Raw genomic sequence first — 19470 nt, forward strand, 5'->3', positions numbered from 1 at the left:
GCGACAAATCCTGCTCATCCCGTGATCGAAAGCCTCGCGGCGCGTTCGCGTAGCAGGGCGATGAGATCGCCGGTCTTTTCCTCGGAAGTGTCGATGGGAACCACCAGGCATATCGTCGCCTCGACCTTGCCGGCAGCTGAAAAAACCGGCGCGGCAAGGCACTTTGTATAGGCGTCGACAAGACCGGAGGTCACACAGTAACCGGTAGCCCCGGCCGTAGCGATATCTTCTATGAAGTCGTCCAGCAGCAATCTGCGGCCATCCGGCAGGACGAGATCGTCTTCGGACACCATGTCTTCGATCACCGCCCGTTCGAAACCGGCGAGAAGCAACCGCCCGGAAGCGGTCCAGGGAAGCGGTATCTGCAGACCCGTGGCCGAACTGATCCGGAACGGCCTGGTGCCTGGGCTTGAATGGACAATCGTGTAGCGGCCGTTTTGCAGCATGCACAATTCGGAGGTCTCGCCTGTCTCGCGCGAAAGATTGTCGACTTCCTGACGCCCTCTCCTGAGCAGGTCGTTGCCGCGCACATAGTCCATTCCGTAGAGATAAAGCTTCTTCCCGAAATAGACGCGATTGCCGTCGCCGGCCATTTCCAGCAGGCCCGCATCCACGAGCGAGCGCACAAGCGTGTAGATCGTCGAGCGCGGCGCATTCACTCCCTTGGCGAGATCGCCAATCCCGATCGCTCGCTGGTTCGCATGGAGAAACTCCAGGATATGGAGCACGCGGTTGAGACCCTTCTCGCGGGAGCCCGCAATCCTGTCTTCGTCCGGACCAGCGTCCGGCCGAACTGCCAAGCCATTGCCATCTTGCATTGCTGATTCCTGGTGTTAGTATCTGTCTCGTACAGGATACATGTGTCTTTTGTAAGAGACAATCCAGCAGATTACCGATGCATGTATCGGCAAAGGGGAACACAACACGAAAAGGAGGTCGCCGTGAACGACACATCCAAAAGACGTGATTTTCTGAAACTGGCCGGGCTTGCAACGGCCGGAGTGGTGGGCGCAGCGACAACAGTCGATGTTCAGAAGGCGGCGGCGCAGGCGGCACCGGACAGCCTGCTGCGCACCGTTCTCGATCGCGGCAAGGTGATCGTCGGCACCGGCAGCACCAACGCGCCCTGGCACTTTGAAAACGATGCCGGCGAACTGGTCGGCATGGACATCACCATGGGGCGCATTCTTGCCAAGGGACTTTTCGACGATACGACCAAGGTCGAGTTCGTCATGCAGGATCCGGCCCAGCGCATTCCGAACGTGACCACCAACAAGGTCGACATTTCGATCCAGTTCATGACCATGACCGCCCAGCGCTCGCAGCTGATCCACTTCTCCCGGCCCTATTACGTCGAAGGCATCGCCTTGCTGACCCTTCCGAACGCCGAAAACAAGACCTTCGACAAGCTGCTTGCCGGCGGTTCGGCGACGCGGGTTTCCATCCTGCAGAATGTCGATGCCGAGGCAAATGTGCACATCGTCCTGCCGGAGTCGCAGGTGATGCAGATAGACACGCAGGCCAACGTGCTGCAGGCACTGGAATCGAAACGCGTCGACGCCGCCGCCGTCGATCTGTCGACGGTTCGCTGGCTCGCCTCGCGTAATCCGGACAAATACTTCGATGCCGGCAAGAGCTGGTTTTCGATGCTTTACGGCGCCGCACTTCGGCAAGGCGACCTCGACTGGCTGACCTTCGTCAACACGACCTTCACCACCGCCATGTTCGGCCATGAGACGGCGCTCTACGACGCTGCATTCAAGGACTATTTTGGACAGGAGCCGCCGGCGCGCCATCCCGGCTTCCCGGTCATCTGATGCAAGCAGGCGGAAGGGCTCGCGCCCTTCCGCGGCTTATCGTCGACAGCCCTCGATAATGACAGGGACACATGGGCTATACCCTGAACTTCAACCTGATCTGGCGGCATTTCGACAAGCTTTGGGGCGGGCTGCTGCTCAGCCTCGAGCTGGCCGTGATCTCCATCGCGATCGGCATCCTCATCGGACTGCTTCTGGCGGTCTGGTACGTGTCGGCCGGGCGTGCGGTGCGGACCGTCATCGCCGCCTATGTCGAGTTCATCCGCAACGTGCCGCTGATCCTGCTCGTCTATCTCGTCTTCTACGGCCTGCCGACGGTGGTCGACATCGCCTACAGCGCGCAGACCTCGTTCATCGCCACGCTGTCGCTCTATAGCGGCGCTTATCTGGTCGAGGTGTTCCGCTCGGGGCTCGAAGCGGTTCCGCGCGGACAGCTCGACGCCGGCAAGGCGATCGGCCTGACGCCATGGCAAAGGCTGGTTCATGTGCGCCTGCCGACGATGCTGCGCATAACGCTGCCCGCGCTTTCCAACACGTTCCTGTCGCTGTTCAAGGACACGTCCGTTGCGTCGGTCATTTCGGTGCCCGAGCTCACCTACGGCGCCCAGTGGATCAACTTCAACACCTTCCGCATCGTCGAGGTCTACCTTGTGGTGACGGCGATGTATCTCTTGACCGGCTACGCGCTTCTTTTTGCACTTCGGCTTGTCGAGCGCCGGTTCAGGGCGGCGCACTAGGATGCTTGGCCAGATCGCCTATGCCTTGCCCTTCCTGGCCCAGGGTTTTGCCGTGACGCTATGGGTGTCGCTGCTGGTCGTGGTGTTGTCGCTCGTCGCAGGCGTGATGATGGGCGTCGGCCTTGTCTATGGCCCGGCTCCGCTGCGCTGGGCGGTGCGCATTTTCAGCGATACCATTCGCGGCATTCCGATCCTGGTGCTCATCTTCTTCGTCTATTACGGCCTGCCTGCCGTCGGCCTCCATCTGGAATCCTTCTGGGCAGCCGTGCTGGCGCTCACCCTGTTCAAGACGGCGCAGGTCATCGAGTATCTGCGCGGTGCGGTCGGTTCCATACCGAAGGGGCAGTCCGAAGCGGCGATGGCGATCGGGCTGACCTTTCGCCAGCGACTGGCCTACGTCATCTTCCCGCAGGCGTTCAGGCGTTTCCTGCCGCCATGGATCAATGGCGTCACCGATGCGGTGAAGGGCAGCGCGCTGGTCTCGCTGCTCGGCATCACCGACCTGATGCATGCCATCAACCAGGTCATCGGCCGCACCTACGAAGCGATGCCGCTCTACATCCTCGGCGCGGTCATCTACTTCGCCGTCAATTACGCGCTCTCCCTGGCCAGCCGACGGTTGGAGCGGCGTTTCTCCTTCATCCGGGAATAGCAAGATGCCCATCGCCACGCCCGCCAATCCGGCGCTTCTCGATGTCTCCGAGGTTTCCAAGTCCTTTGGATCCGTCGCGGTCCTGCGCTCCGTCAGCCTGCAGGTGACGCGCGGCGAGGTGGTGACTGTCATCGGGCCTTCCGGCAGCGGCAAGACCACGCTGCTGCGCTGCGTCAACTTCCTGGAGAGCTACGACAGCGGCTTCATCCGCATCGACGGCAAGGAGGTCGGCTTCCGCGACACGGGAACACGCCAGCGCCGCAGCGAGCATGACCTGGCGAAGATGCGGGCCGAAACCGGGATGGTGTTCCAGAGTTTCAATCTGTTTCCGCATCTGACGGCGGCCGGCAACATCATGCTTGGCCTGCGCAAGGTGCGCGGCAAGAGCAGTACCGAGGCCCGCGCCATTGCCGAGCACTGGCTCGGCCGGGTCGGCCTTGCCCACAAGGCCGACAGCCTGCCGGCCGAACTTTCCGGCGGCCAGCAGCAGCGTGTCGGCATCGCCCGCGCGGTGGCGATGGAGCCAAAAATCCTGCTTCTTGACGAGATAACCTCCGCGCTCGACCCGGAACTCGTCGGCGAGGTGCTCGAGGTCGTGCGCAGCCTGGCCGAGGACGGCATGACGATGGTGATGGTCACGCACGAGATGGCCTTTGCCCGCGATGCCTCGAGCCGCATCATCTTCATGGCAGATGGCGGCGTCAGCGCCGCAGGCCCGCCCGCCGAGATTCTGGGCGCGGACATCGACAATGAGCGTCTCCGCAGTTTCCTGGCGCGGTTTCGTGCCTCGCATTTCTGAAGGACGGCGAAAGCTGTCGCAAGGAGCCTTTTCATGACGCCTTACATCCGGCTCGCAGAATTGGGCCTGACACTGCCCGAGCCGCCGACGCCGATCGCCAACTTCGTCACCCATGCCGAAAGCGGACGGCTGATCTTCCTCTCCGGCCAAGGCCCGTTGCGCGCCGACGGCACGCTTTGCACCGGCAAGGTCGGCGAGGACGTCACGGTTGAAGAGGCCTATAAGCATGCCCGTCTCACCGGCCTGAACCTGCTCGCCGTCATGCACGCTGCGGCAGGCGACCTCGGCCGTATCGTGCGCGTCGTCAAGCTGCTTGGCTTCGTCAACGCGATCCCGACCTTCAGCGACCATCCGCAGGTGGTGAATGGCTGTTCCGATCTTTTCGCCGCTGTCTTTGATAGTATCGGCGGGCACGCCCGTTCGGCGATCGGTGTCGGCTCCCTGCCGGGCAACATCACCGTGGAAATCGAGGCGGTCGTCGAGATCGCCGCCTGAAGTCTGCCAATGGGACCTCCAGAGATGAAAACCTATTCCGCAAACGGCTCCAACACGACAATCCGCGAACGGCTCGGCCTTCGCCCGATCATCAATGTCTCTGGCACGATGACGGCGCTCGGCGCCTCGATCATCGTCCCGGAAGCGATCGCCGCTATGTCGGAAATCGCCTCGCAATGGGTGGAGATGGACGATCTGCAGCGCGCCGCAAGCACGGTTGTCGCGCGCCTCACCGGCGGCGAGGCCGGCTTCATCACGGCGTGCTGCGCCAGCGGCATCACCATGGCCATTGCCGGCACGATGACCGGCACCAACCTTCTGGCGATCGAGCGGCTGCCGGACGACACCGAGGGCCTCAAGTCCGAGGTCATCGTCCAACTCGGCCACATCGTCAATTACGGCGCGCCGATCGACCAGTCGATCCGGCTCGCCGGGGCAAGGCCCGTACCGGCCGGTACGGTCAGCGTGACGCAGGATTATCATGTGCGCGAGGCGATCCGCGACCGCACCGCAGCAGGCCTCTATGTCGTTGCCCATCACACGGTGCAATACGGCATGCTCTCGCTCGAGGAGTTCTGCGAGATTTGCCACGCCAAAGGCGTCCCGGTGATCGTCGACGCCGCCTCCGAATACGATTTGCGCGGCTTTCTCGCGCGCGGCGCCGACATCGTCGTCTATAGCGGACACAAATTCCTCTCGGGACCGACAAGCGGCATCGTCACCGGGCGCAAGGATCTGGTGCGCGCCGCCTATCTGCAGAACCGTGGCGTTGCGCGGGCGATGAAGGTCGGCAAGGAAAGCATCGCCGGCACCATGGCCGCACTGGAGGCCTGGGAGCGGCGCGATCACGCCGGCATCCGCAAGCGGGAAGAAGCGGCGCTCGATCTGTGGAAGGGCGCATTGCAGGGCCTGCCGGGCATCGCCGCGCATGTCATTCCCGATCCGACCGGCAATCCGCTCGACCGCCTGCAGGTGTTTGTTGCGCCCGAAAGCGGATTCACCGCCGCCGGCCTTGCCTCGGCGCTGGCGGCCGTTTCGCCTCCCATTATCGTGCGCAACCATGAGGTCGAGCGCGGGCATTTCTTCCTCGACCCGTGCAATCTCCATCCCGGCGAGGCGGAAATCGTCGCCGAACGCCTGCGGGCCGTGTTGAGCGTGGCCGAGCGTCCGGCGGATGCGATGAAGTCGGCCCGCAAGGATAGCGCCGGCGCCTTGCGCTGGCCGGATTAGGTAATGATGGCGCCTCACGCCAGAACGCTTGCGCAGAGGCAGCACATCCTTGCCGTCGAACCCGAATTCCGCTAAGGCGCGCCTTTGCCGCCGGGAGCAGAAGCTTGGACGATCAACGCGCCGACGTCGCCATCATCATGGGCAGCCAGTCCGACTGGGCGACGATGCGCCACGCCGCCGAAACGCTGGAGGCACTGGGCATCCCGCACAAGCGGCTGATCGTGTCGGCCCATCGCACCCCCGACCGGCTCTATGACTTCGCCAAGGGTGCCAAGGCGGCCGGCTTTCGGGTGATCATCGCCGGCGCCGGCGGTGCGGCACACCTGCCCGGCATGACGGCGGCGATGACGCCGCTCCCGGTTTTTGGCGTGCCGGTGGAATCGAAGGCGCTTTCCGGGCAGGATTCGCTGCTCTCCATCGTGCAGATGCCGGCCGGCATTCCGGTCGGCACGCTGGCCATCGGCAAGGCGGGCGCCACCAATGCCGCCCTTCTGGCTGCGGCCGTGCTGGCGCTGACCGACGAAAAGCTCGCCGCCCGGCTCGATGCCTGGCGCGCCGCCCAGACCGCCAAGGTCGCCGCCGAGCCCACGGACACGCCATGAGCCTGGCCGCCGGATCGACCATCGGCATCATCGGCGGCGGCCAGCTCGCCCGCATGCTGGCGATGGCCGCGGCCCGCCTCGGCTACCGCACGGTCGTGCTGGAGCCGCAGCCGGATTGTCCGGCGGCACAGGTCGCCAACCGGCAGGTCACTGCCGCTTATGACGACACGGCCGCGCTCGCCGAACTGGCTGCAGTCAGCGACGTCGTCACCTACGAGTTCGAGAACGTTCCGGTCATGGCGGCCAGCGCGCTTGCCGTAACGGTCCCGGTCTACCCGCCGCCGCGCGCGCTGGAAGTAGCGCAGGACCGGGTGGCGGAGAAGAAATTCCTCAACGGCATCGGCATTCCCACCGCGGATTTCTGCCCCGTCGACAATGACGACGAATTGACGGCGGCGCTGAAAAAGTTCAACGGCAGCGGCATATTGAAGACGCGACGCATGGGCTATGACGGCAAGGGCCAGCGCGTCTTCCGCAATATGGAAACGGGGGGCTTTGCCGGCACCTGCGAGGCGATGGGCAACGTGCCGCTGATCCTCGAATCCTTCGTCGCCTTCGAACGCGAGATTTCGGTGATCGCGGCGCGCGGCATGGACGGTTCGCTCGCCGCCTACGATCCGGCAGAAAACGTCCACCGCAGCGGCATCCTGCACAGCTCGACCCTGCCGGCCAGGATAGGGTCCGAAACCGCCGCTGCAGCGCAGGCGGCGGCAGCAGAAATACTTGCCGCGCTCGACTATGTCGGCGTCATCGGCATCGAGTTCTTTGTCCTTGCCGACGGCGCGCTGCTGGCCAATGAGATCGCGCCGCGCGTTCACAATTCCGGCCACTGGACGGAAGCCGCCTGCATCGTCTCGCAGTTCGAGCAGCACATTCGCGCCGTCGCCGGCCTGCCGCTGGGAAATCCCGGCCGCCATTTTGACTGCGTCATGGAAAACCTGGTCGGCGACGATATCCTGCGTGTCCCGGCCCTGCTCGCCGAGCCCGATCTGATGCTGCATCTCTATGGCAAGGCCGAGGCACGCCCCGGCCGCAAGATGGGCCATTTTACGCGAATGAGCCGCTACCGTTGAGGCTATTCGACGGCGCCGCTCTAATGCGCGTCGCATTTGACCGGCCTCACGCGACGCGCTTTAGGTTGTTGTTTTATGCATGTCGTTATCGCAAACCGCTGCGCACTTTTATGCGACATGCATTGATGCCGTCGATAGCGCAGAAACTCAAACTCCGCCACATGCTTGGTTGACACGGGCAAGGCTCCTCGTTTATGAGCCACGCACAAGTTGAGAGGCGCGCTTTCCGAGCGCGCCTTAATAATTCGGCCCAAGCGGGCCCAGACCGACGGGCAAGACCATGAAGATCAAGAATTCGCTCAAGGCGCTCAAGGCGCGTCACCGCGACAACCAGCTGGTTCGCCGCAAGGGCCGCGTGTACATCATCAACAAGACCGCTCCGCGCTACAAGGCGCGCCAGGGCTGAGCTTTTTCGAGTTGGGGCGGCCTGCCTCCGCGCCTGCATGATGTACCGCATCGATCCAAAAATCGGAATCGATTTTCGGAAAACACGATGCGAGGAGTTCCAAATGCTGGAGCGTCCTTTACGCGTCCAAAAGGACGCGTGGCGCTCTAATACCGGCCTGCCGGCCCTTTCACGCTAAATTCAGTTTGACGATCCGCTGTCCGGGGTTAGATTCCGGTCATGCGGATTCATTTTGCATTCTTCGCGGCGCTTTTTCTTTTCGGTGTCGCCCCGCTTCCGGCTCAGGCGGAAGACCCGGTCACCCCTCCGGTTGCCACGACCAGGGAGGAAAGGCTCGACCAGCTGTTTGTCGACCTGAAGCGCGAGCGCAATGAAAAAGCCGCCGAGCGCATCGCGGCGCGCATCTCGCACGAGTGGTCGCAATCCGGCAGCGCCTCGATCGACCTGATGATGCAATGGTCGCAAAAAGCGGCCGAAGACAAGAAGTTCGACGTGGCGCTCGACTTCCTCGACCAGGTGGTGACGTTGCAACCGGCCTATGCCGAAGGCTGGAACCGGCGCGCCACCGTACATTTCATGATGAATAACTTTGGGAAATCGATGGCGGACATCGACCGCACGCTGCAGCTCGAGCCGCGCCATTTTGGCGCGCTGTCCGGCCTGGCGCAGATCATGACGGTAACCGGCCACAAGCAGTCGGCGCTGGAAGCCTGGCAGCGCGTGCTCAGCATCTATCCGATGATGCGCAGTGCCCAGGATCAGGTCGGCACGCTTTCCGAAGAACTTGCCGGCGAAGGGATATGAGGTTGGCGGACAAATCCACTTGAGTGAAAGTCTTTTTAGCTAGACTGTGAACTAATTTCGCTCCGGTCCGTACCTCTCTCCATGAACCCGATCTACGCCGCGCTCGCCTTCCTCCTGGCGCTTGTGTTCACCCTTGCAGGTGTCACCCGCGCCGGTTCATGGCTGATCGAGCGCCGCAATCCGCCGATCGGCGACTTCGCGGATATAAACGGTGCCCGCATCCACTACGTTCACATTCCGGCCGGGGAAAACGCCGAACTGCCGCCGATTGTCTTTATCCACGGCGCCAGCGCCAATCTCAGGGATCAGATGCTGCCGTTGAGGCCCTTGCTGGAAGGCCGTGCCGAGATGCTGTTCTTCGACCGCCCGGGTGCAGGCTGGTCGGCGCGCGGCCCCGGCAACAACGAGACCCCATCGGCACAGGCCAGCACCATCGCAGCGCTGATGGACCATCTCGGCATCAGGAAAGCCATCATCGCCGGCCATTCCTTCGGCGGCTCGGTGACCACCGCCTTCGGCCGCGAGCATCCCCACAAGACGCTCGGCCTTGTGTTCATGGCGCCTGCCACCCATCCCTGGCCGGGCGGCGCGACCGCCTGGTACTACAATTTGACGACCATTCCGATCGTCGGCCGGCTTTTCTCCGAAACGCTGACCTATCCGTCGGGAACGCTGCAGATGAATGCCGCCACCGCCTGCGTCTTTGCCCCCAACAAGGTGCCGGACTTCTATGTCGCCGAGGTCGCGATCCCGCTGGTGCTTCGGCCGAACGCCTTTCGTGCCAACGCCACCGATGTCGCCGGGCTTTATCGCTACACGCTCGATGCCGCACCGCACTACCGCGATATCAAGGCGCCGACTGTGGTCATCTCGGGCGACCGCGACAAGGTGGTCTATGCAACGATCCATTCGGTCGGCCTCGTCCGCGATATCGCCGGGGCCGAACTGGTCTGGGTCCGCAATCTCGGCCACAAGCCAGACTGGATAGCACCCGATCTCGTTGTCGGCGCGATCGAAAAGGTCGCCGGCAGGGACGTGGACCTCCAGGCAATGGCGAAGGCCGTGGAAATCAGGATTGCCGGCGACACCTACGGTGCCGGCAAATGCGCCGACATCAAAGCCCCGGAAGCCGAACTTGCGCCAATTTAGAGCAACCGAAATCATTCGAAGCGACGGCCAAGCCTAGCGGCGGGCCTGCACGTCCGATCCGACATAGGCGATGCGCAGCATGTTGGTGGAGCCGGGCGTCCTCAACGGCACGCCGGCGGTGATGATGACCCGGTCGCCGGGCTTGCCGAACCCCTCGTCCAAAGCGATGCGGCAGGCGCGGTCGACCATGTCGTCTAGGTCGATGGCGTCGGGCGAGACGACGCAATGCGTGCCCCACAAAAGCGATAGCCGCCGCGCCGTGTTGACGATCGGCGACAGGGCGACGATCGGCACCTGCGGCCGCTCGCGCGCGGCGCGCAGGCCGGTCGTGCCGGACGCCGTATAGCTGATGATCGCCGACAGTTTCAGCGTCTCGGCGATTTCGCGGGCGGCAAGCGAAATGGCGTCGGCGCCGGTCGCTTCCGGCTCCGAGCGCTGCGCATTGATGATGCCGGCATAGGTCGGATCGGTTTCGACCTTGCTGGCGATGCGGTTCATCATCGCCACCGCCTCGACCGGGTAGGCGCCGGCCGCGGATTCGGCCGAGAGCATGATGGCGTCGGCGCCTTCGAACACGGCGATCGAGACGTCCGACACCTCGGCGCGGGTCGGCACCGGCGCTGTGATCATCGATTCCAGCATCTGCGTGGCGATCACCACCGGCTTGCCGGCGCGGCGCGCGGCGCGGGTGATCTGCTTCTGGATGCCGGGCACGGCTTCGAGCGGCATTTCGACGCCGAGATCGCCGCGGGCAACCATCAGTGCGTCCGAAAGTTCGATGATCTCGGCCAGCCTGGCGACGGCTTGCGGCTTTTCGATCTTGGCCATGATCAGCGCCCGGCCGCGCGCGATCTTGCGCGCTTCCGCCAGATCCTCCGGCCGCTGCACGAACGACAGCGCCACCCAGTCGACGCCGGTGGCCAGCACAGCATCGAGATCGCTGCGGTCCTTTTCGGTCAGCGCGCCGACCGGCAGGTCGGTGTCGGGCAGGCTGACGCCCTTCTTGTCGGAGATGCTGGTGCCGGCGACGACGGTGCAGACGATCGCCTGTCCGTCGCTCTCCACCGCCTTCAGCTCGAGCTTGCCGTCGTCGATCAAAAGACGGTGACCGGCCTCGACCGATCTCAGGATTTCCGGATGGGGCAGATAAACCCTGGTCGAGTTGCCGGGCTCGGGATTGTCGTCGAGCGTGAAGGTCTGGCCGAGTGTCAGCGTCTCCTTGCCGTTGGCAAACTTGCCGACCCGAAGCTTGGGTCCCTGCAGGTCGGCGAGAATGCCGATCGGCCGGCCGACCGCTTTCTCGACGGTGCGAATGCGACCGACAAGTGTGCGCATCAATTCATGATCGGTGTGGCTCATATTGATGCGAAACACGTCGGCGCCGGCTTCGAAAAGCTTCTTCAGCATGTCCTCGGAGGAGGAGGCCGGACCAATGGTGGCGAGTATCTTGACCTTGCGGCTGCGTCTCATTGACTGTTTGTTCCCGGGGCGGCTGGAACGCCCCCCGTTGCGGGGTCATCGGTCAGCTGGACCATCCAGCTTGCCTGCTCGCCCGTGTCATATTCCTGGAATCCGGCGCGCTGGAAGCCCCGGGCGACGCAATCGCTAACGCCGGCGATCTTGAACTCTTTTTCGGCCACGCACATGTTGATCGGACCATCCCAGCGCCCGCCGCGCTCGGCGTCTTCTGCATAAAGATAGTAAAATCTTGATGACAGCGGCCCTTCGATCAACGTCTTGCAGCTCGATCCCTCGATGTGCCACCAGCCTTCGGTGATCCAGCCGGCCTTGGCGCGATAGCCGATGCCGACGCCGACCAGGTTCTGCGTGGCGTTGCAGACACGGAAATCGGCGCGCGCCGGCGAGGCAGCAACCATCGCGGCGAGGCCCACAGCGAAGGTCAGGAACGGCATGGCGAAGGCATAGCGCACACGCGGCCTGCCGGCGGAACCCATCCTGAATCCTCTCAAGAACCACATTTGCATCTCTCAACGCCCCTTTTCGGAAAAGTCCGGGCGCATGTCAACGCGCCCTTTTGCTCAATTCCAATCGATTTAGAAAGGCCTCTAGCGCACGGTCAGTCGCCTTCTGCCAGATTTCCGCAGAAACCGTGGCCAAACGACGACATTGCGTAATCGTCCCCTTCGTGGAATGAGGATACCATCCTCCCCCGAAGCCAGCGAACAGACCATTTCCCGCCGATGACCCGATCCACAGTTTTCGCGCCTTTCGACGTCGTCGAAGGCGATCGCAAGCGAGGCATCGTGCTCCTGGCCGATCACGCCCGTCGCGACCTGCCGGAAGAGTATGGCAGCCTCGGCCTGCCGGCGGCGGACTTCGACCGCCATATCGCTTACGACATCGGTGTCGAGACGGTGACGCGCGAACTGGCCGCTTTGCTCGGCGTGCCGGCGGTACTCGCCAATTTTTCGCGGCTTCTGATCGATCCCAATCGCGGCGAAGACGATCCGACATTGATCCGCCAACTCTATGACGGCACCGTCATTTCGGGGAATTATCCACTTACCTTGAAAGAACGTGAAAGGCGGCTCGACCGCTTCTATCGACCCTATCACGATGCGGTCGGCGCCATGATCGCCTCGGTGGCGCAGGCTTGCGCAAGCGCCCCCTTCATCCTTTCGGTGCATTCCTTCACCCCGTTCATGCAGGGGTTCGTGCGCCCTTGGCATGTTGGCATCTTGTGGGATCGCGACGACCGGGTGGCGCGACCGCTGATCGACATGCTTGCGAAGGACAAACGCCATATCGTCGGCGACAACGAGCCCTACGACGGCGCGCTGCGCGGCGACACCATGTTCAGACATGCCATCGTCAACGGATTTGCCCATGCGCTGATCGAAATCCGTCAGGACCTGATCGCCGATCGGCAGGATGCGGTCGCCTGGGCCGAACGGCTGGCGCCGATCGTTGACGCGATCAACCGCCGTCCCGATATACATCAGGTCACACGATTCGGCTCGCGCACCGGGCCGCTCTAAGCAGGCCCAAGGAGGCCAAGAACACATGACCGAACTCAGCGACGAGCAGAAACGCGATTTCGAAGCTGCCGCCTTCCGCCGGCTGGTCGCGCATCTGCGTGAACGCACTGACGTGCAGAACATCGACCTGATGAATCTCGCCGGCTTCTGCCGCAACTGCCTGTCCAACTGGTATCGCGACGCCGCTGAGGCCGAGGGTGTCGATCTCAGCAAGGACCAGTCGCGCGAGATCATCTACGGCATGCCCTATGCCGAATGGCAGGCGCTCAACCAGACCGACGCCTCCAATGCCAAGAAGGCCGAGTTCGAGGCAAGACGCCCCAGGGATCACTAAGACCACGATCCCGAGTGGAAATCGCTTTTCGGATAAGATCGTGGTCGAACAAAGCCCGACCAGATCGGCTTCATCAACCTGGGTTCAAGCGAGCCGTTTGGCCCAAGCACTTTTCAAGAACGAGCGCTTGACTGAGGATTGAATCGATCTAATTTGCCGCGCGACGCTATTTTTCGCATCGGATTCTACACGATGGACACGCTACACCGCATGCAGGCTGCTCTTCGTGGACGATGGGCCGTGGCGGCCATCTTCCTGGCCAATGGCTTTCTGACCGGTGCCTGGGCGCCGCAGATCCCGGTGGTGCTGACCCGGCTGGATATCAGCAAGTTCACGCTTGGCCTGCTGATCCTGCTGTTCGGCGCCGGCGCGGTCACAGCGATGACCTGGTGCGGCCACCTGATCTCCAGGCATGGGTCGCGCAGCGTGCTGCGCTGGTTCGGTCTCATCGGCAGCTTCGGCCTGCTGGTTGTGGCGCTGGCTCCAAACGTGCCGCTGGCGGCCATCGCCATGTTCATCTTTGGCGGTTCGATCGGCGGCATGGATGTCGCCATGAACGCCAATGCGGTCACGGTGGAACGGCGCTTGTCCCGGGCCATCATGTCGTCCTCGCACGGCTTCTGGAGCCTTGGCGGTTTCGCCGGCGGCGCTCTCGGTGGCCTCGCCATCCAGAATTACGGTCATCTCGCCCATGCGACGGTGGTGACGGCGCTCGCTTTCGCCGTGATTGCAGTGGCAGTCCGCTACCTGATTGCCGAGGACAAGCCGCCCCAAGCGTCCTCGGGGGTAATCGGGCATCGCAAATTTGCGCTGCCTGGAAATCCGCTGGTCTATCTGGTTGGGCTGATGGCGCTGATGACGATGATCTCCGAGGGTGCGGTGCTCGACTGGGCAGCGCTTTACCTGCAACAGGAACTCGGCACCGACCTCGCCGTAGCTGGTTTGGCCTACGCCGCCTTTTCCGGCGTCATGGCCCTCATGCGCTTCGTTGGCGATGGGGTCCGCAACCGTTTCGGCGCCGTGACGACACTGCGCGTTTCGGCGCTTGTCGCCGCTGCCGGCATGCTGGTGGCGGGTCTGGCGCCCTCGCCCTGGCTCGCCATCTCAGCTTTTGCCTTTTGCGGCTTCGGCATCGCCAATATGGTGCCGATCCTGTTTTCGGCCGGCGGCAACCAGGAAGGCATGTCGTCCGGCACCGGCATGAGCGTCGTCACCACAATGGGCTATTCCGGCATTCTGGTGGCGCCGTCGGCAATCGGCTTCATCGCAGAGCATTCAAGCTTCGGTCCGATCTTCGTCGCTTTGTCGGGACTGCTGGTGGTCGTATTCTTGATGGCAGGGCTCGCTCACCGCGCCGAATTCGCGCCTGACGCGGCCCCGGCCGAATAGCGCTTCAACTCCTCATAGAGGAAATCCGCGACACGGCGGATGCGCACGCTGGTGCGCACGTCGCGGTGCATGGCCGAGAGTTGTCGCGATCGCAAAGGACCACGCCAAAGATCAAATGCTACAGCGCTGTGAGTCCAAAAGGACGCGCAGCGCTGTAGCTTTCGTCTGCACCAATCTCCGGGTCAAATCCTGCCCATCAGCAGCAACACCAGCAGCACGATCAGGATGACGCCGACGATGCCGGAGGGACCATAACCCCAGGAACGCGAATGAGGCCATGCCGGCACCGCGCCGATCAGAATGAGGATCAGAATGATGATGAGAATGGTGCTGAGCGTCATGAGAAACTCCCCGCTTTGAGGCATTCCATGACAGGACAATGCAAAAGGCCGCTGGGTTGTTCCCGGCGGCCTTTTCTACCTGGGCTGAAGGGAGCGACCTATTCGGCGGCCTTCGGGAAGTCAATCGCCGGCTCGTCGAGCAAGCCCGGCCCTGCGGAGGTCTCCATAGTCGCATCGGCTGGCGTTCCGCGCCGGAACACCCGACGGAAGAATGCATAGAAGCGGCTGTTCTTGCTGCGCGTGAACACCATCAGCATCGACGGTGTCACCACCAGAGTCAGCAAGGTGGCGAAGGACAGGCCGAAGACGATCGCCGAGGACAGTGAAATCCACCATTGCGTCGACGGCGCGTTGATCGTCGTCTCGTGATGGAAGATTTCGAGACCGAGGCCGAAAGCGATCGGCAGCACGCCGAGGATCGCCGACACCGCCGTCAGCACCACCGGGCGGGCACGTTCGCGGCAAGTCTGCAGCACGGCGTCCATCTTGTCCCAGCCCTCTTCGCGCAGCCGGTCGTAGGTGTCGATCAGCACGATGTTGTTGTTCACCACCACGCCGGCCAGCGCGATGACGCCGATGCCCGACATGACGATGCCGAACGCCTCTCCAGTCAACAGCAATCCCAGGAACACGCCGACGGTCGCCATGACCACGCAGGACAGCACCAGCCAGACGCTGGTGAACTTGTTGAACTGCATCAGAAGCACCAGGAAGATCAGGAAGATCGCCGCGCCAAAGGCCTTGCTGAGGAAAGCGCTGGCCTCGGCGCTGTCCTCGTTCGAGCCGGCAAGCTTCCAGCGTATGCCGCTGCCGAGATCCACTTCGGCGACAGCCTGGCTGACCTGCTGCTGGACAGAAGCGACCTGCTCGCCGGCGGCGACATTGGCCTGGACGACCACCGTGCGCGCGCCGTCGATGCGGTTGAGGATGCCGACGGTCGGCTCGGGCTTGCGCACGACGAAATTCGAGATCGGCACCGACCCTTGCGACGTCTGCACCCTGAGGTCGTCGAGGGTCGACAGCGTGCGCCGGTCCTCGGGCAGACGCAGCCTGATGTCGACGGCGTCGTCCGCACCGGCCGGCCGGTATTCGCTGAGCTTCAGCCCGTTCGTCACCAATTGCACCACCGTGCCGACCGAAGTCGGGCTGATGCCGTATTGCGCCGCCTTGGCGCGATCGACGTCGAGCGCCCAGTCGACGCCGGGTGGCGGCAGGCCGTCGGAAATATCGATGACACCGGGCACCTTGGCAATGCGCGCGGCGACGGCGCGCGCCTTGTCGTCGAGGCCTTTCGGGTCGACGGCTGACAGCCTGATCTGGATCGGCTTGCCGGTGGGCGGGCCGGCCTCGGGCACGCGAACCTCGACGTCGACGCCGGGAATGCCGGCCATGACGCCGCGCAGCTCGTCCAGGATGGCGTTCGCCGATTTGCGCTCGCGCCAGTCGACGAACTCGTACTGGATCACGCCGACCACGTCTTCAGGAATGTCCTGGCCGCCGCCTTGCGTCTTGCCGACACGGGTATAGACCGATTTCACGCCCGGCCAGCCGAGAAGCCGGTTTTCCGCGGTCGTTGTGGCGGCATCCATTTCGGCGAGCGAAAGGTTGCCGCGGGCGTGCACATAGAGGAGACCGTAGTCAGGCTCGACATTCGGGAAGAACTCGACGCCGGCGCCGTATTTCGAATATGCAAAGCCGACACCGAACAAAAGGCCGACGGTGAGCAGAAGCACGGTGATGGGAAAGCGCACCGCCTGCTTGACCACCGCCATGTACCAGCCGTCGCGGTTGTCGTTCTCGTGATGCGGCGGCGCCTTGGCGAACAAGGCGCCCAGCGCCGGTGCAAAAACCAGTGCATAGAGCATCGAGGCCGAGAGCGTGACGATCAGCGTGATCGGCATGTATTTCATGAAGTCGCCGATAATGCCTGGCCAGAACAGCAGCGGCGAAAAGGCGGCGATGCGCGTCATCGTCGCGGCGATGACCGGACCGGCCATGCGCTTGGCGGCAAGCGCGAAGGCCTCTGCCTTAGGCATGCCTTCGCTCATCCGCCGCTCGGCGAATTCGGTGACGATGATGGCGTCGTCGACCAGCATGCCGACCGCCAGGATGAGGCTGAACAGCACGATCATGTTGATCGTGTAGCCCATCATGGCCAACAGCAGGATGCCGATCAGGAAGGACGATGGAATGGCCAGGCCGATCAGCAGCGAGGCACGGCCCGACAGCGCGTAGAGAATGACGATGAACACCAGGATCACGGCGATCATGACGTGGTTCTGCAGATCGCCGAGCAACTGGTTGACGAAGACCGATTTGTCCTGCGTGTAGGTGACGTGCATGCCTTCCGGCATGGTCTTTATGAAGGCATCGGACACGGCCCTCACCTGGGCGATCGTGTCGATCAGGTTGGAGCCGATGCGCTTCTTCACCTCGATGGCGATCGCCGGCTTGCCGTCAAGACGGGTCACCGTCTCGGCGTCCTTGAAGGTGGAGCGGACGGTGGCGATATCCTGGGCCTGCACCACGGCATTGGGGCCGGCGACGATCGGAAGCGCCGCCACGTCCTGTGGCGTTTCGATCAGCGACGGCACCTTGACGGCGTATTTGCCCTCGGACCCTTCGATGTTGCCGGCGGCGACAAGACTGTTGGAATCGCCGACCGCTCCGATCAGCTGCTCGAGCTGCAGCCCGTATGATGACAGTTTCATCGGATCGATGACGACTTCGACGAGATCGTCGCGGGCGCCCTGCAGCGAGCCTTCCAGCACGCCAGGCACTTCCTCGATGCGGTCGCGCAACTCGCGCGCAGCCGTCGTCAGAACGCGCTCGGGCACCTCGCCCGACAGCGTCACGACAAGGACGGGGAACTCGGAGACGTTGACCTCGGAGACCACAGGCTCCTCGGCTGCCTGCGGCAGGTCGGCCTTGCCGTCCTGGACCTTGCTGCGCGTGTCCTGCAGCGCCGTCGCCAGATCCGTCTGCGGGTGGAATTCGACCAGCACATAACCGCCGCCCTGGAAGGCGGCCGAACGCATCTCCTTGAGCCCCTTGAGGCTCTTCAGCTTGGCTTCCATCGGCCGCAGCAGAAGGCGTTCCGAATCCTCTGGCGAGATGCCCTGATAGATCAGGCTGACATACATCATCGGAATCGGAACGTCGGGTTCCGCTTCCTTCGGTGTCGACTGATAGGCGACTGCACCGGCAAGGATGAGGAATACCAGCACCGAAATGGTCAGCCTGGCATTGCTGATTGCGAGTTTGACGATATCCATGATTACTGCGTCCCGGTCGTCGCTTCGCCCAGCAGCTTCTGAATGGTCGCCTGGTCGGCCTCGACCGGCTTGACCACTTCGCCTTCCTTCACCAGTTCCTGGCCGGCGACGATGATGCGCGCATCGGCAGGGATGCCGCCGAGCACCAGGCCGGTTGGCGTATCGTCGACCAGATCGATCGGGAAGAACACGACCTTGCTGTCCTTGTCGACGGCGCGGATGCCGAGGTCGCCCTTGTCGCCGAGCGTCACCACGGAGCGCGGCAGCATGACAGCGTCGGTCGGCTGCGCGCTCAGCGCGATCTCGGCGGTCATCCCGGCCGGAATGGTGCCCTCGGGGTTGGGGATTGCGATCTCGACGCGGAAGGTGCGGGTGGCGGACGAGGCGTCGCGGCTGATATAGCGCACGGTGCCTTCGACATTCTGGCCGCTGACCAACCGTACCTTCGCCTTGTCGCCGATCTTCAGATAGCCGAGATCACGTTCGCTGACCTCGCCGCGGGCGATCACCGGATCGAGGCTCAGAATGGTCGCCACTTCGCCGCCCTGCATCACGGAACTGCCAAGCTCCACCGGCACCCGGTCGATGACGCCGTCGAACGGCGCCTTCACCTCGTTGCGGTCGAGCTCGGCCTGCGCGGCTTCCAGGTGCGACTGGGCCAACGTCAGGTTGGAGCGGGCCGTATCGAGCTGCAGCTTGGGCAGATTGCCGGTTTTCATCAGCCGCAATGCTGCATCGAGTTCGGCCTGACGCTGGACCAGGAGCTGCTGGGCGTTGCTGACCGCCGAAAGCTTTTCCTCGGCGGCCAGCATCAGCACGAGGTCGCCGGTCTTGACGCGCTGTCCCTGCTTGACCGGCAGCTTGTCGATGACGCCGGCGACGCGCGTCGCCAGGACCGCGCGCTTGTCGGCTTCGGTCAGTCCGGAAATCCGGATGGCGCGCGCATAGGTACGCCTGGGTGGGGTTATGGTCGCGACGGTGCGCAAGGTCGCCTTGGGCTGTTCTGCCTCAGCGGGCTTGGCGTTGCCGGCGTCAGCCGCCTTTGGCTGCTCGACCTCCCCCGCCTTGGGTTTGTCGGCGGCCGCGCTGCCGACGGACGAGAACTCGCCCGTCACCATCCACGCAGCGAAACCGACAAGCACAACAATGGCTGCAAGCTTGTGAAACCTGTACTTCGGCATCGTCATTTTTCCAGTGCGCGGGATTCGGCCAGGCCGCGTCTTCTAACTCGGGCGCGTCGCCGATATGGGTGCGCGCAAGGCCGTGTTCAACTTGCCGTGATCGGCGAACGAGCTTCTACATCAAAGTTGCACCGCAATATAGTCAGAAATGTTGATGGGTAATACTTCGCTGGGCAGGGTGCGGCCG

Annotated in this window: 20 protein-coding genes and 1 pseudogene; 14 read left to right on the forward strand and 7 right to left on the reverse strand. The window is 63.3% G+C overall.

Annotated features, from left to right (window positions below; all coding sequences use genetic code 11):
- Nucleotides 1-14: 14 nt before the first annotated feature.
- Entirely contained in the window at nucleotides 15-818 is an 804-nt protein-coding gene (locus AC0L2V_RS22165) for an IclR family transcriptional regulator (RefSeq protein ID WP_473512227.1), read from the reverse strand.
- 123 nt (nucleotides 819-941) lie between these two features.
- Between AC0L2V_RS22165 and AC0L2V_RS22170 the strand changes: the two genes are divergently transcribed.
- The 11 genes from AC0L2V_RS22170 to AC0L2V_RS22220 all read left to right on the forward strand — a co-directional run bounded on the left by AC0L2V_RS22170 (nucleotide 942) and on the right by AC0L2V_RS22220 (nucleotide 9764).
- The gene (locus AC0L2V_RS22170) at nucleotides 942-1817 is read left to right on the forward strand and encodes a transporter substrate-binding domain-containing protein (protein WP_091593538.1); all 876 of its coding nucleotides are present in this window, start codon (nucleotides 942-944) and stop codon (nucleotides 1815-1817) included.
- A gap of 71 nt (nucleotides 1818-1888) precedes the next feature.
- A complete protein-coding gene (locus AC0L2V_RS22175) occupies nucleotides 1889-2554 on the forward strand; it encodes an amino acid ABC transporter permease (RefSeq protein ID WP_023797032.1) in 666 nt (221 codons plus the stop codon).
- Nucleotide 2555: 1 nt separating this feature from the next.
- Nucleotides 2556-3206: an amino acid ABC transporter permease gene (locus tag AC0L2V_RS22180; RefSeq protein ID WP_077380470.1), complete on the forward strand. Its 651-nt coding sequence runs from the start codon at nucleotides 2556-2558 to the stop codon at nucleotides 3204-3206.
- Nucleotides 3207-3210: 4 nt separating this feature from the next.
- Complete coding sequence (locus tag AC0L2V_RS22185; protein WP_473512228.1) at nucleotides 3211-4005, forward strand: amino acid ABC transporter ATP-binding protein; 795 nt, start codon at nucleotides 3211-3213, stop codon at nucleotides 4003-4005.
- 33 nt (nucleotides 4006-4038) lie between these two features.
- Complete coding sequence (locus AC0L2V_RS22190; RefSeq protein WP_128245992.1) at nucleotides 4039-4500, forward strand: RidA family protein; 462 nt, start codon at nucleotides 4039-4041, stop codon at nucleotides 4498-4500.
- Between the two features lie 24 nt (nucleotides 4501-4524).
- The gene (locus AC0L2V_RS22195; protein ID WP_473521185.1) at nucleotides 4525-5730 is read left to right on the forward strand and encodes an aminotransferase class V-fold PLP-dependent enzyme; all 1206 of its coding nucleotides are present in this window, start codon (nucleotides 4525-4527) and stop codon (nucleotides 5728-5730) included.
- Nucleotides 5731-5834: 104 nt separating this feature from the next.
- The gene (gene purE / locus AC0L2V_RS22200) at nucleotides 5835-6332 is read left to right on the forward strand and encodes a 5-(carboxyamino)imidazole ribonucleotide mutase (RefSeq protein WP_091593328.1); all 498 of its coding nucleotides are present in this window, start codon (nucleotides 5835-5837) and stop codon (nucleotides 6330-6332) included.
- Nucleotides 6329-7405 carry a 5-(carboxyamino)imidazole ribonucleotide synthase gene (locus AC0L2V_RS22205; RefSeq protein ID WP_473521186.1) on the forward strand — a complete coding sequence of 359 codons (1077 nt, stop codon included), beginning with the start codon at nucleotides 6329-6331 and terminating at the stop codon, nucleotides 7403-7405. The genes purE and AC0L2V_RS22205 overlap by 4 nt, the downstream gene beginning before the upstream one ends.
- Nucleotides 7406-7685: 280 nt before the next feature.
- A complete protein-coding gene (gene ykgO, locus AC0L2V_RS22210) occupies nucleotides 7686-7811 on the forward strand; it encodes a type B 50S ribosomal protein L36 (RefSeq protein ID WP_006327841.1) in 126 nt (41 codons plus the stop codon).
- 219 nt (nucleotides 7812-8030) lie between these two features.
- On the forward strand, nucleotides 8031-8615 hold the full coding sequence (locus tag AC0L2V_RS22215) for a tetratricopeptide repeat protein (protein WP_473521187.1): 585 nt from the start codon (nucleotides 8031-8033) through the stop codon (nucleotides 8613-8615).
- A gap of 81 nt (nucleotides 8616-8696) precedes the next feature.
- Nucleotides 8697-9764 carry an alpha/beta fold hydrolase gene (locus AC0L2V_RS22220; RefSeq protein WP_473521188.1) on the forward strand — a complete coding sequence of 356 codons (1068 nt, stop codon included), beginning with the start codon at nucleotides 8697-8699 and terminating at the stop codon, nucleotides 9762-9764.
- A gap of 33 nt (nucleotides 9765-9797) precedes the next feature.
- Here the strand turns inward: AC0L2V_RS22220 and pyk are convergent, their stop codons facing one another.
- Both pyk and AC0L2V_RS22230 read right to left on the reverse strand, forming a co-directional pair.
- Nucleotides 9798-11234, reverse strand: coding sequence for a pyruvate kinase (gene pyk / locus AC0L2V_RS22225; protein ID WP_023797023.1), 1437 nt, complete (start codon nucleotides 11232-11234; stop codon nucleotides 9798-9800).
- Nucleotides 11231-11719 carry a DUF1036 domain-containing protein gene (locus AC0L2V_RS22230; protein WP_023797022.1) on the reverse strand — a complete coding sequence of 163 codons (489 nt, stop codon included), beginning with the start codon at nucleotides 11717-11719 and terminating at the stop codon, nucleotides 11231-11233. The genes pyk and AC0L2V_RS22230 overlap by 4 nt, the downstream gene beginning before the upstream one ends.
- A 246-nt stretch (nucleotides 11720-11965) precedes the next feature.
- Here AC0L2V_RS22230 and AC0L2V_RS22235 point away from each other — a divergent pair, with 246 nt between their 5' ends.
- The 3 genes from AC0L2V_RS22235 to AC0L2V_RS22245 all read left to right on the forward strand — a co-directional run bounded on the left by AC0L2V_RS22235 (nucleotide 11966) and on the right by AC0L2V_RS22245 (nucleotide 14486).
- The gene (locus AC0L2V_RS22235) at nucleotides 11966-12763 is read left to right on the forward strand and encodes an N-formylglutamate amidohydrolase (protein WP_473521189.1); all 798 of its coding nucleotides are present in this window, start codon (nucleotides 11966-11968) and stop codon (nucleotides 12761-12763) included.
- A 25-nt stretch (nucleotides 12764-12788) separates the two neighbouring features.
- On the forward strand, nucleotides 12789-13097 hold the full coding sequence (locus tag AC0L2V_RS22240; RefSeq protein ID WP_023797020.1) for a DUF1244 domain-containing protein: 309 nt from the start codon (nucleotides 12789-12791) through the stop codon (nucleotides 13095-13097).
- A gap of 192 nt (nucleotides 13098-13289) precedes the next feature.
- A complete protein-coding gene (locus tag AC0L2V_RS22245) occupies nucleotides 13290-14486 on the forward strand; it encodes an MFS transporter (protein WP_473521190.1) in 1197 nt (398 codons plus the stop codon).
- On the opposite strand, the pseudogene AC0L2V_RS22250 reads toward AC0L2V_RS22245, so the two are convergent.
- The 4 genes and pseudogenes from AC0L2V_RS22250 to AC0L2V_RS22265 all read right to left on the reverse strand — a co-directional run.
- Nucleotides 14444-14560 (reverse strand): annotated as a pseudogene (locus AC0L2V_RS22250) (LysR family transcriptional regulator); the annotation flags it as partial. The gene AC0L2V_RS22245 and the pseudogene AC0L2V_RS22250 sit on opposite strands and share 43 nt — an antisense overlap.
- A gap of 108 nt (nucleotides 14561-14668) precedes the next feature.
- Nucleotides 14669-14827 carry a DUF3309 family protein gene (locus AC0L2V_RS22255; RefSeq protein WP_091593346.1) on the reverse strand — a complete coding sequence of 53 codons (159 nt, stop codon included), beginning with the start codon at nucleotides 14825-14827 and terminating at the stop codon, nucleotides 14669-14671.
- A 98-nt stretch (nucleotides 14828-14925) separates the two neighbouring features.
- Nucleotides 14926-18102, reverse strand: coding sequence for an efflux RND transporter permease subunit (locus AC0L2V_RS22260; protein WP_287294726.1), 3177 nt, complete (start codon nucleotides 18100-18102; stop codon nucleotides 14926-14928).
- Nucleotides 18103-18104: 2 nt separating this feature from the next.
- Nucleotides 18105-19283, reverse strand: coding sequence for an efflux RND transporter periplasmic adaptor subunit (locus AC0L2V_RS22265; protein ID WP_473521191.1), 1179 nt, complete (start codon nucleotides 19281-19283; stop codon nucleotides 18105-18107).
- Between the last annotated feature and the right edge of the window lie 187 nt (nucleotides 19284-19470).

This window comes from Mesorhizobium sp. WSM4814, assembly GCF_055811595.1.

What these genes read in the sequence shown, in the direction of transcription:
- AC0L2V_RS22165 (WP_473512227.1), bottom strand. Translation starts at nt 818, where the DNA reads ATGCAAGATGGCAATGGCTTGGCAGTTCGGCCGGACGCTGGTCCGGAC.
- AC0L2V_RS22175 (WP_023797032.1), top strand. Translation starts at nt 1,889, where the DNA reads ATGGGCTATACCCTGAACTTCAACCTGATCTGGCGGCATTTCGACAAG.
- AC0L2V_RS22180 (WP_077380470.1), top strand. Translation starts at nt 2,556, where the DNA reads ATGCTTGGCCAGATCGCCTATGCCTTGCCCTTCCTGGCCCAGGGTTTT.
- AC0L2V_RS22185 (WP_473512228.1), top strand. Translation starts at nt 3,211, where the DNA reads ATGCCCATCGCCACGCCCGCCAATCCGGCGCTTCTCGATGTCTCCGAG.
- AC0L2V_RS22190 (WP_128245992.1), top strand. Translation starts at nt 4,039, where the DNA reads ATGACGCCTTACATCCGGCTCGCAGAATTGGGCCTGACACTGCCCGAG.
- AC0L2V_RS22195 (WP_473521185.1), top strand. Translation starts at nt 4,525, where the DNA reads ATGAAAACCTATTCCGCAAACGGCTCCAACACGACAATCCGCGAACGG.
- AC0L2V_RS22205 (WP_473521186.1), top strand. Translation starts at nt 6,329, where the DNA reads ATGAGCCTGGCCGCCGGATCGACCATCGGCATCATCGGCGGCGGCCAG.
- ykgO (WP_006327841.1), top strand. Translation starts at nt 7,686, where the DNA reads ATGAAGATCAAGAATTCGCTCAAGGCGCTCAAGGCGCGTCACCGCGAC.
- AC0L2V_RS22215 (WP_473521187.1), top strand. Translation starts at nt 8,031, where the DNA reads ATGCGGATTCATTTTGCATTCTTCGCGGCGCTTTTTCTTTTCGGTGTC.
- AC0L2V_RS22220 (WP_473521188.1), top strand. Translation starts at nt 8,697, where the DNA reads ATGAACCCGATCTACGCCGCGCTCGCCTTCCTCCTGGCGCTTGTGTTC.
- pyk (WP_023797023.1), bottom strand. Translation starts at nt 11,234, where the DNA reads ATGAGACGCAGCCGCAAGGTCAAGATACTCGCCACCATTGGTCCGGCC.
- AC0L2V_RS22230 (WP_023797022.1), bottom strand. Translation starts at nt 11,719, where the DNA reads ATGGGTTCCGCCGGCAGGCCGCGTGTGCGCTATGCCTTCGCCATGCCG.
- AC0L2V_RS22235 (WP_473521189.1), top strand. Translation starts at nt 11,966, where the DNA reads ATGACCCGATCCACAGTTTTCGCGCCTTTCGACGTCGTCGAAGGCGAT.
- AC0L2V_RS22240 (WP_023797020.1), top strand. Translation starts at nt 12,789, where the DNA reads ATGACCGAACTCAGCGACGAGCAGAAACGCGATTTCGAAGCTGCCGCC.
- AC0L2V_RS22245 (WP_473521190.1), top strand. Translation starts at nt 13,290, where the DNA reads ATGGACACGCTACACCGCATGCAGGCTGCTCTTCGTGGACGATGGGCC.
- AC0L2V_RS22255 (WP_091593346.1), bottom strand. Translation starts at nt 14,827, where the DNA reads ATGACGCTCAGCACCATTCTCATCATCATTCTGATCCTCATTCTGATC.
- AC0L2V_RS22260 (WP_287294726.1), bottom strand. Translation starts at nt 18,102, where the DNA reads ATGGATATCGTCAAACTCGCAATCAGCAATGCCAGGCTGACCATTTCG.
- AC0L2V_RS22265 (WP_473521191.1), bottom strand. Translation starts at nt 19,283, where the DNA reads ATGCCGAAGTACAGGTTTCACAAGCTTGCAGCCATTGTTGTGCTTGTC.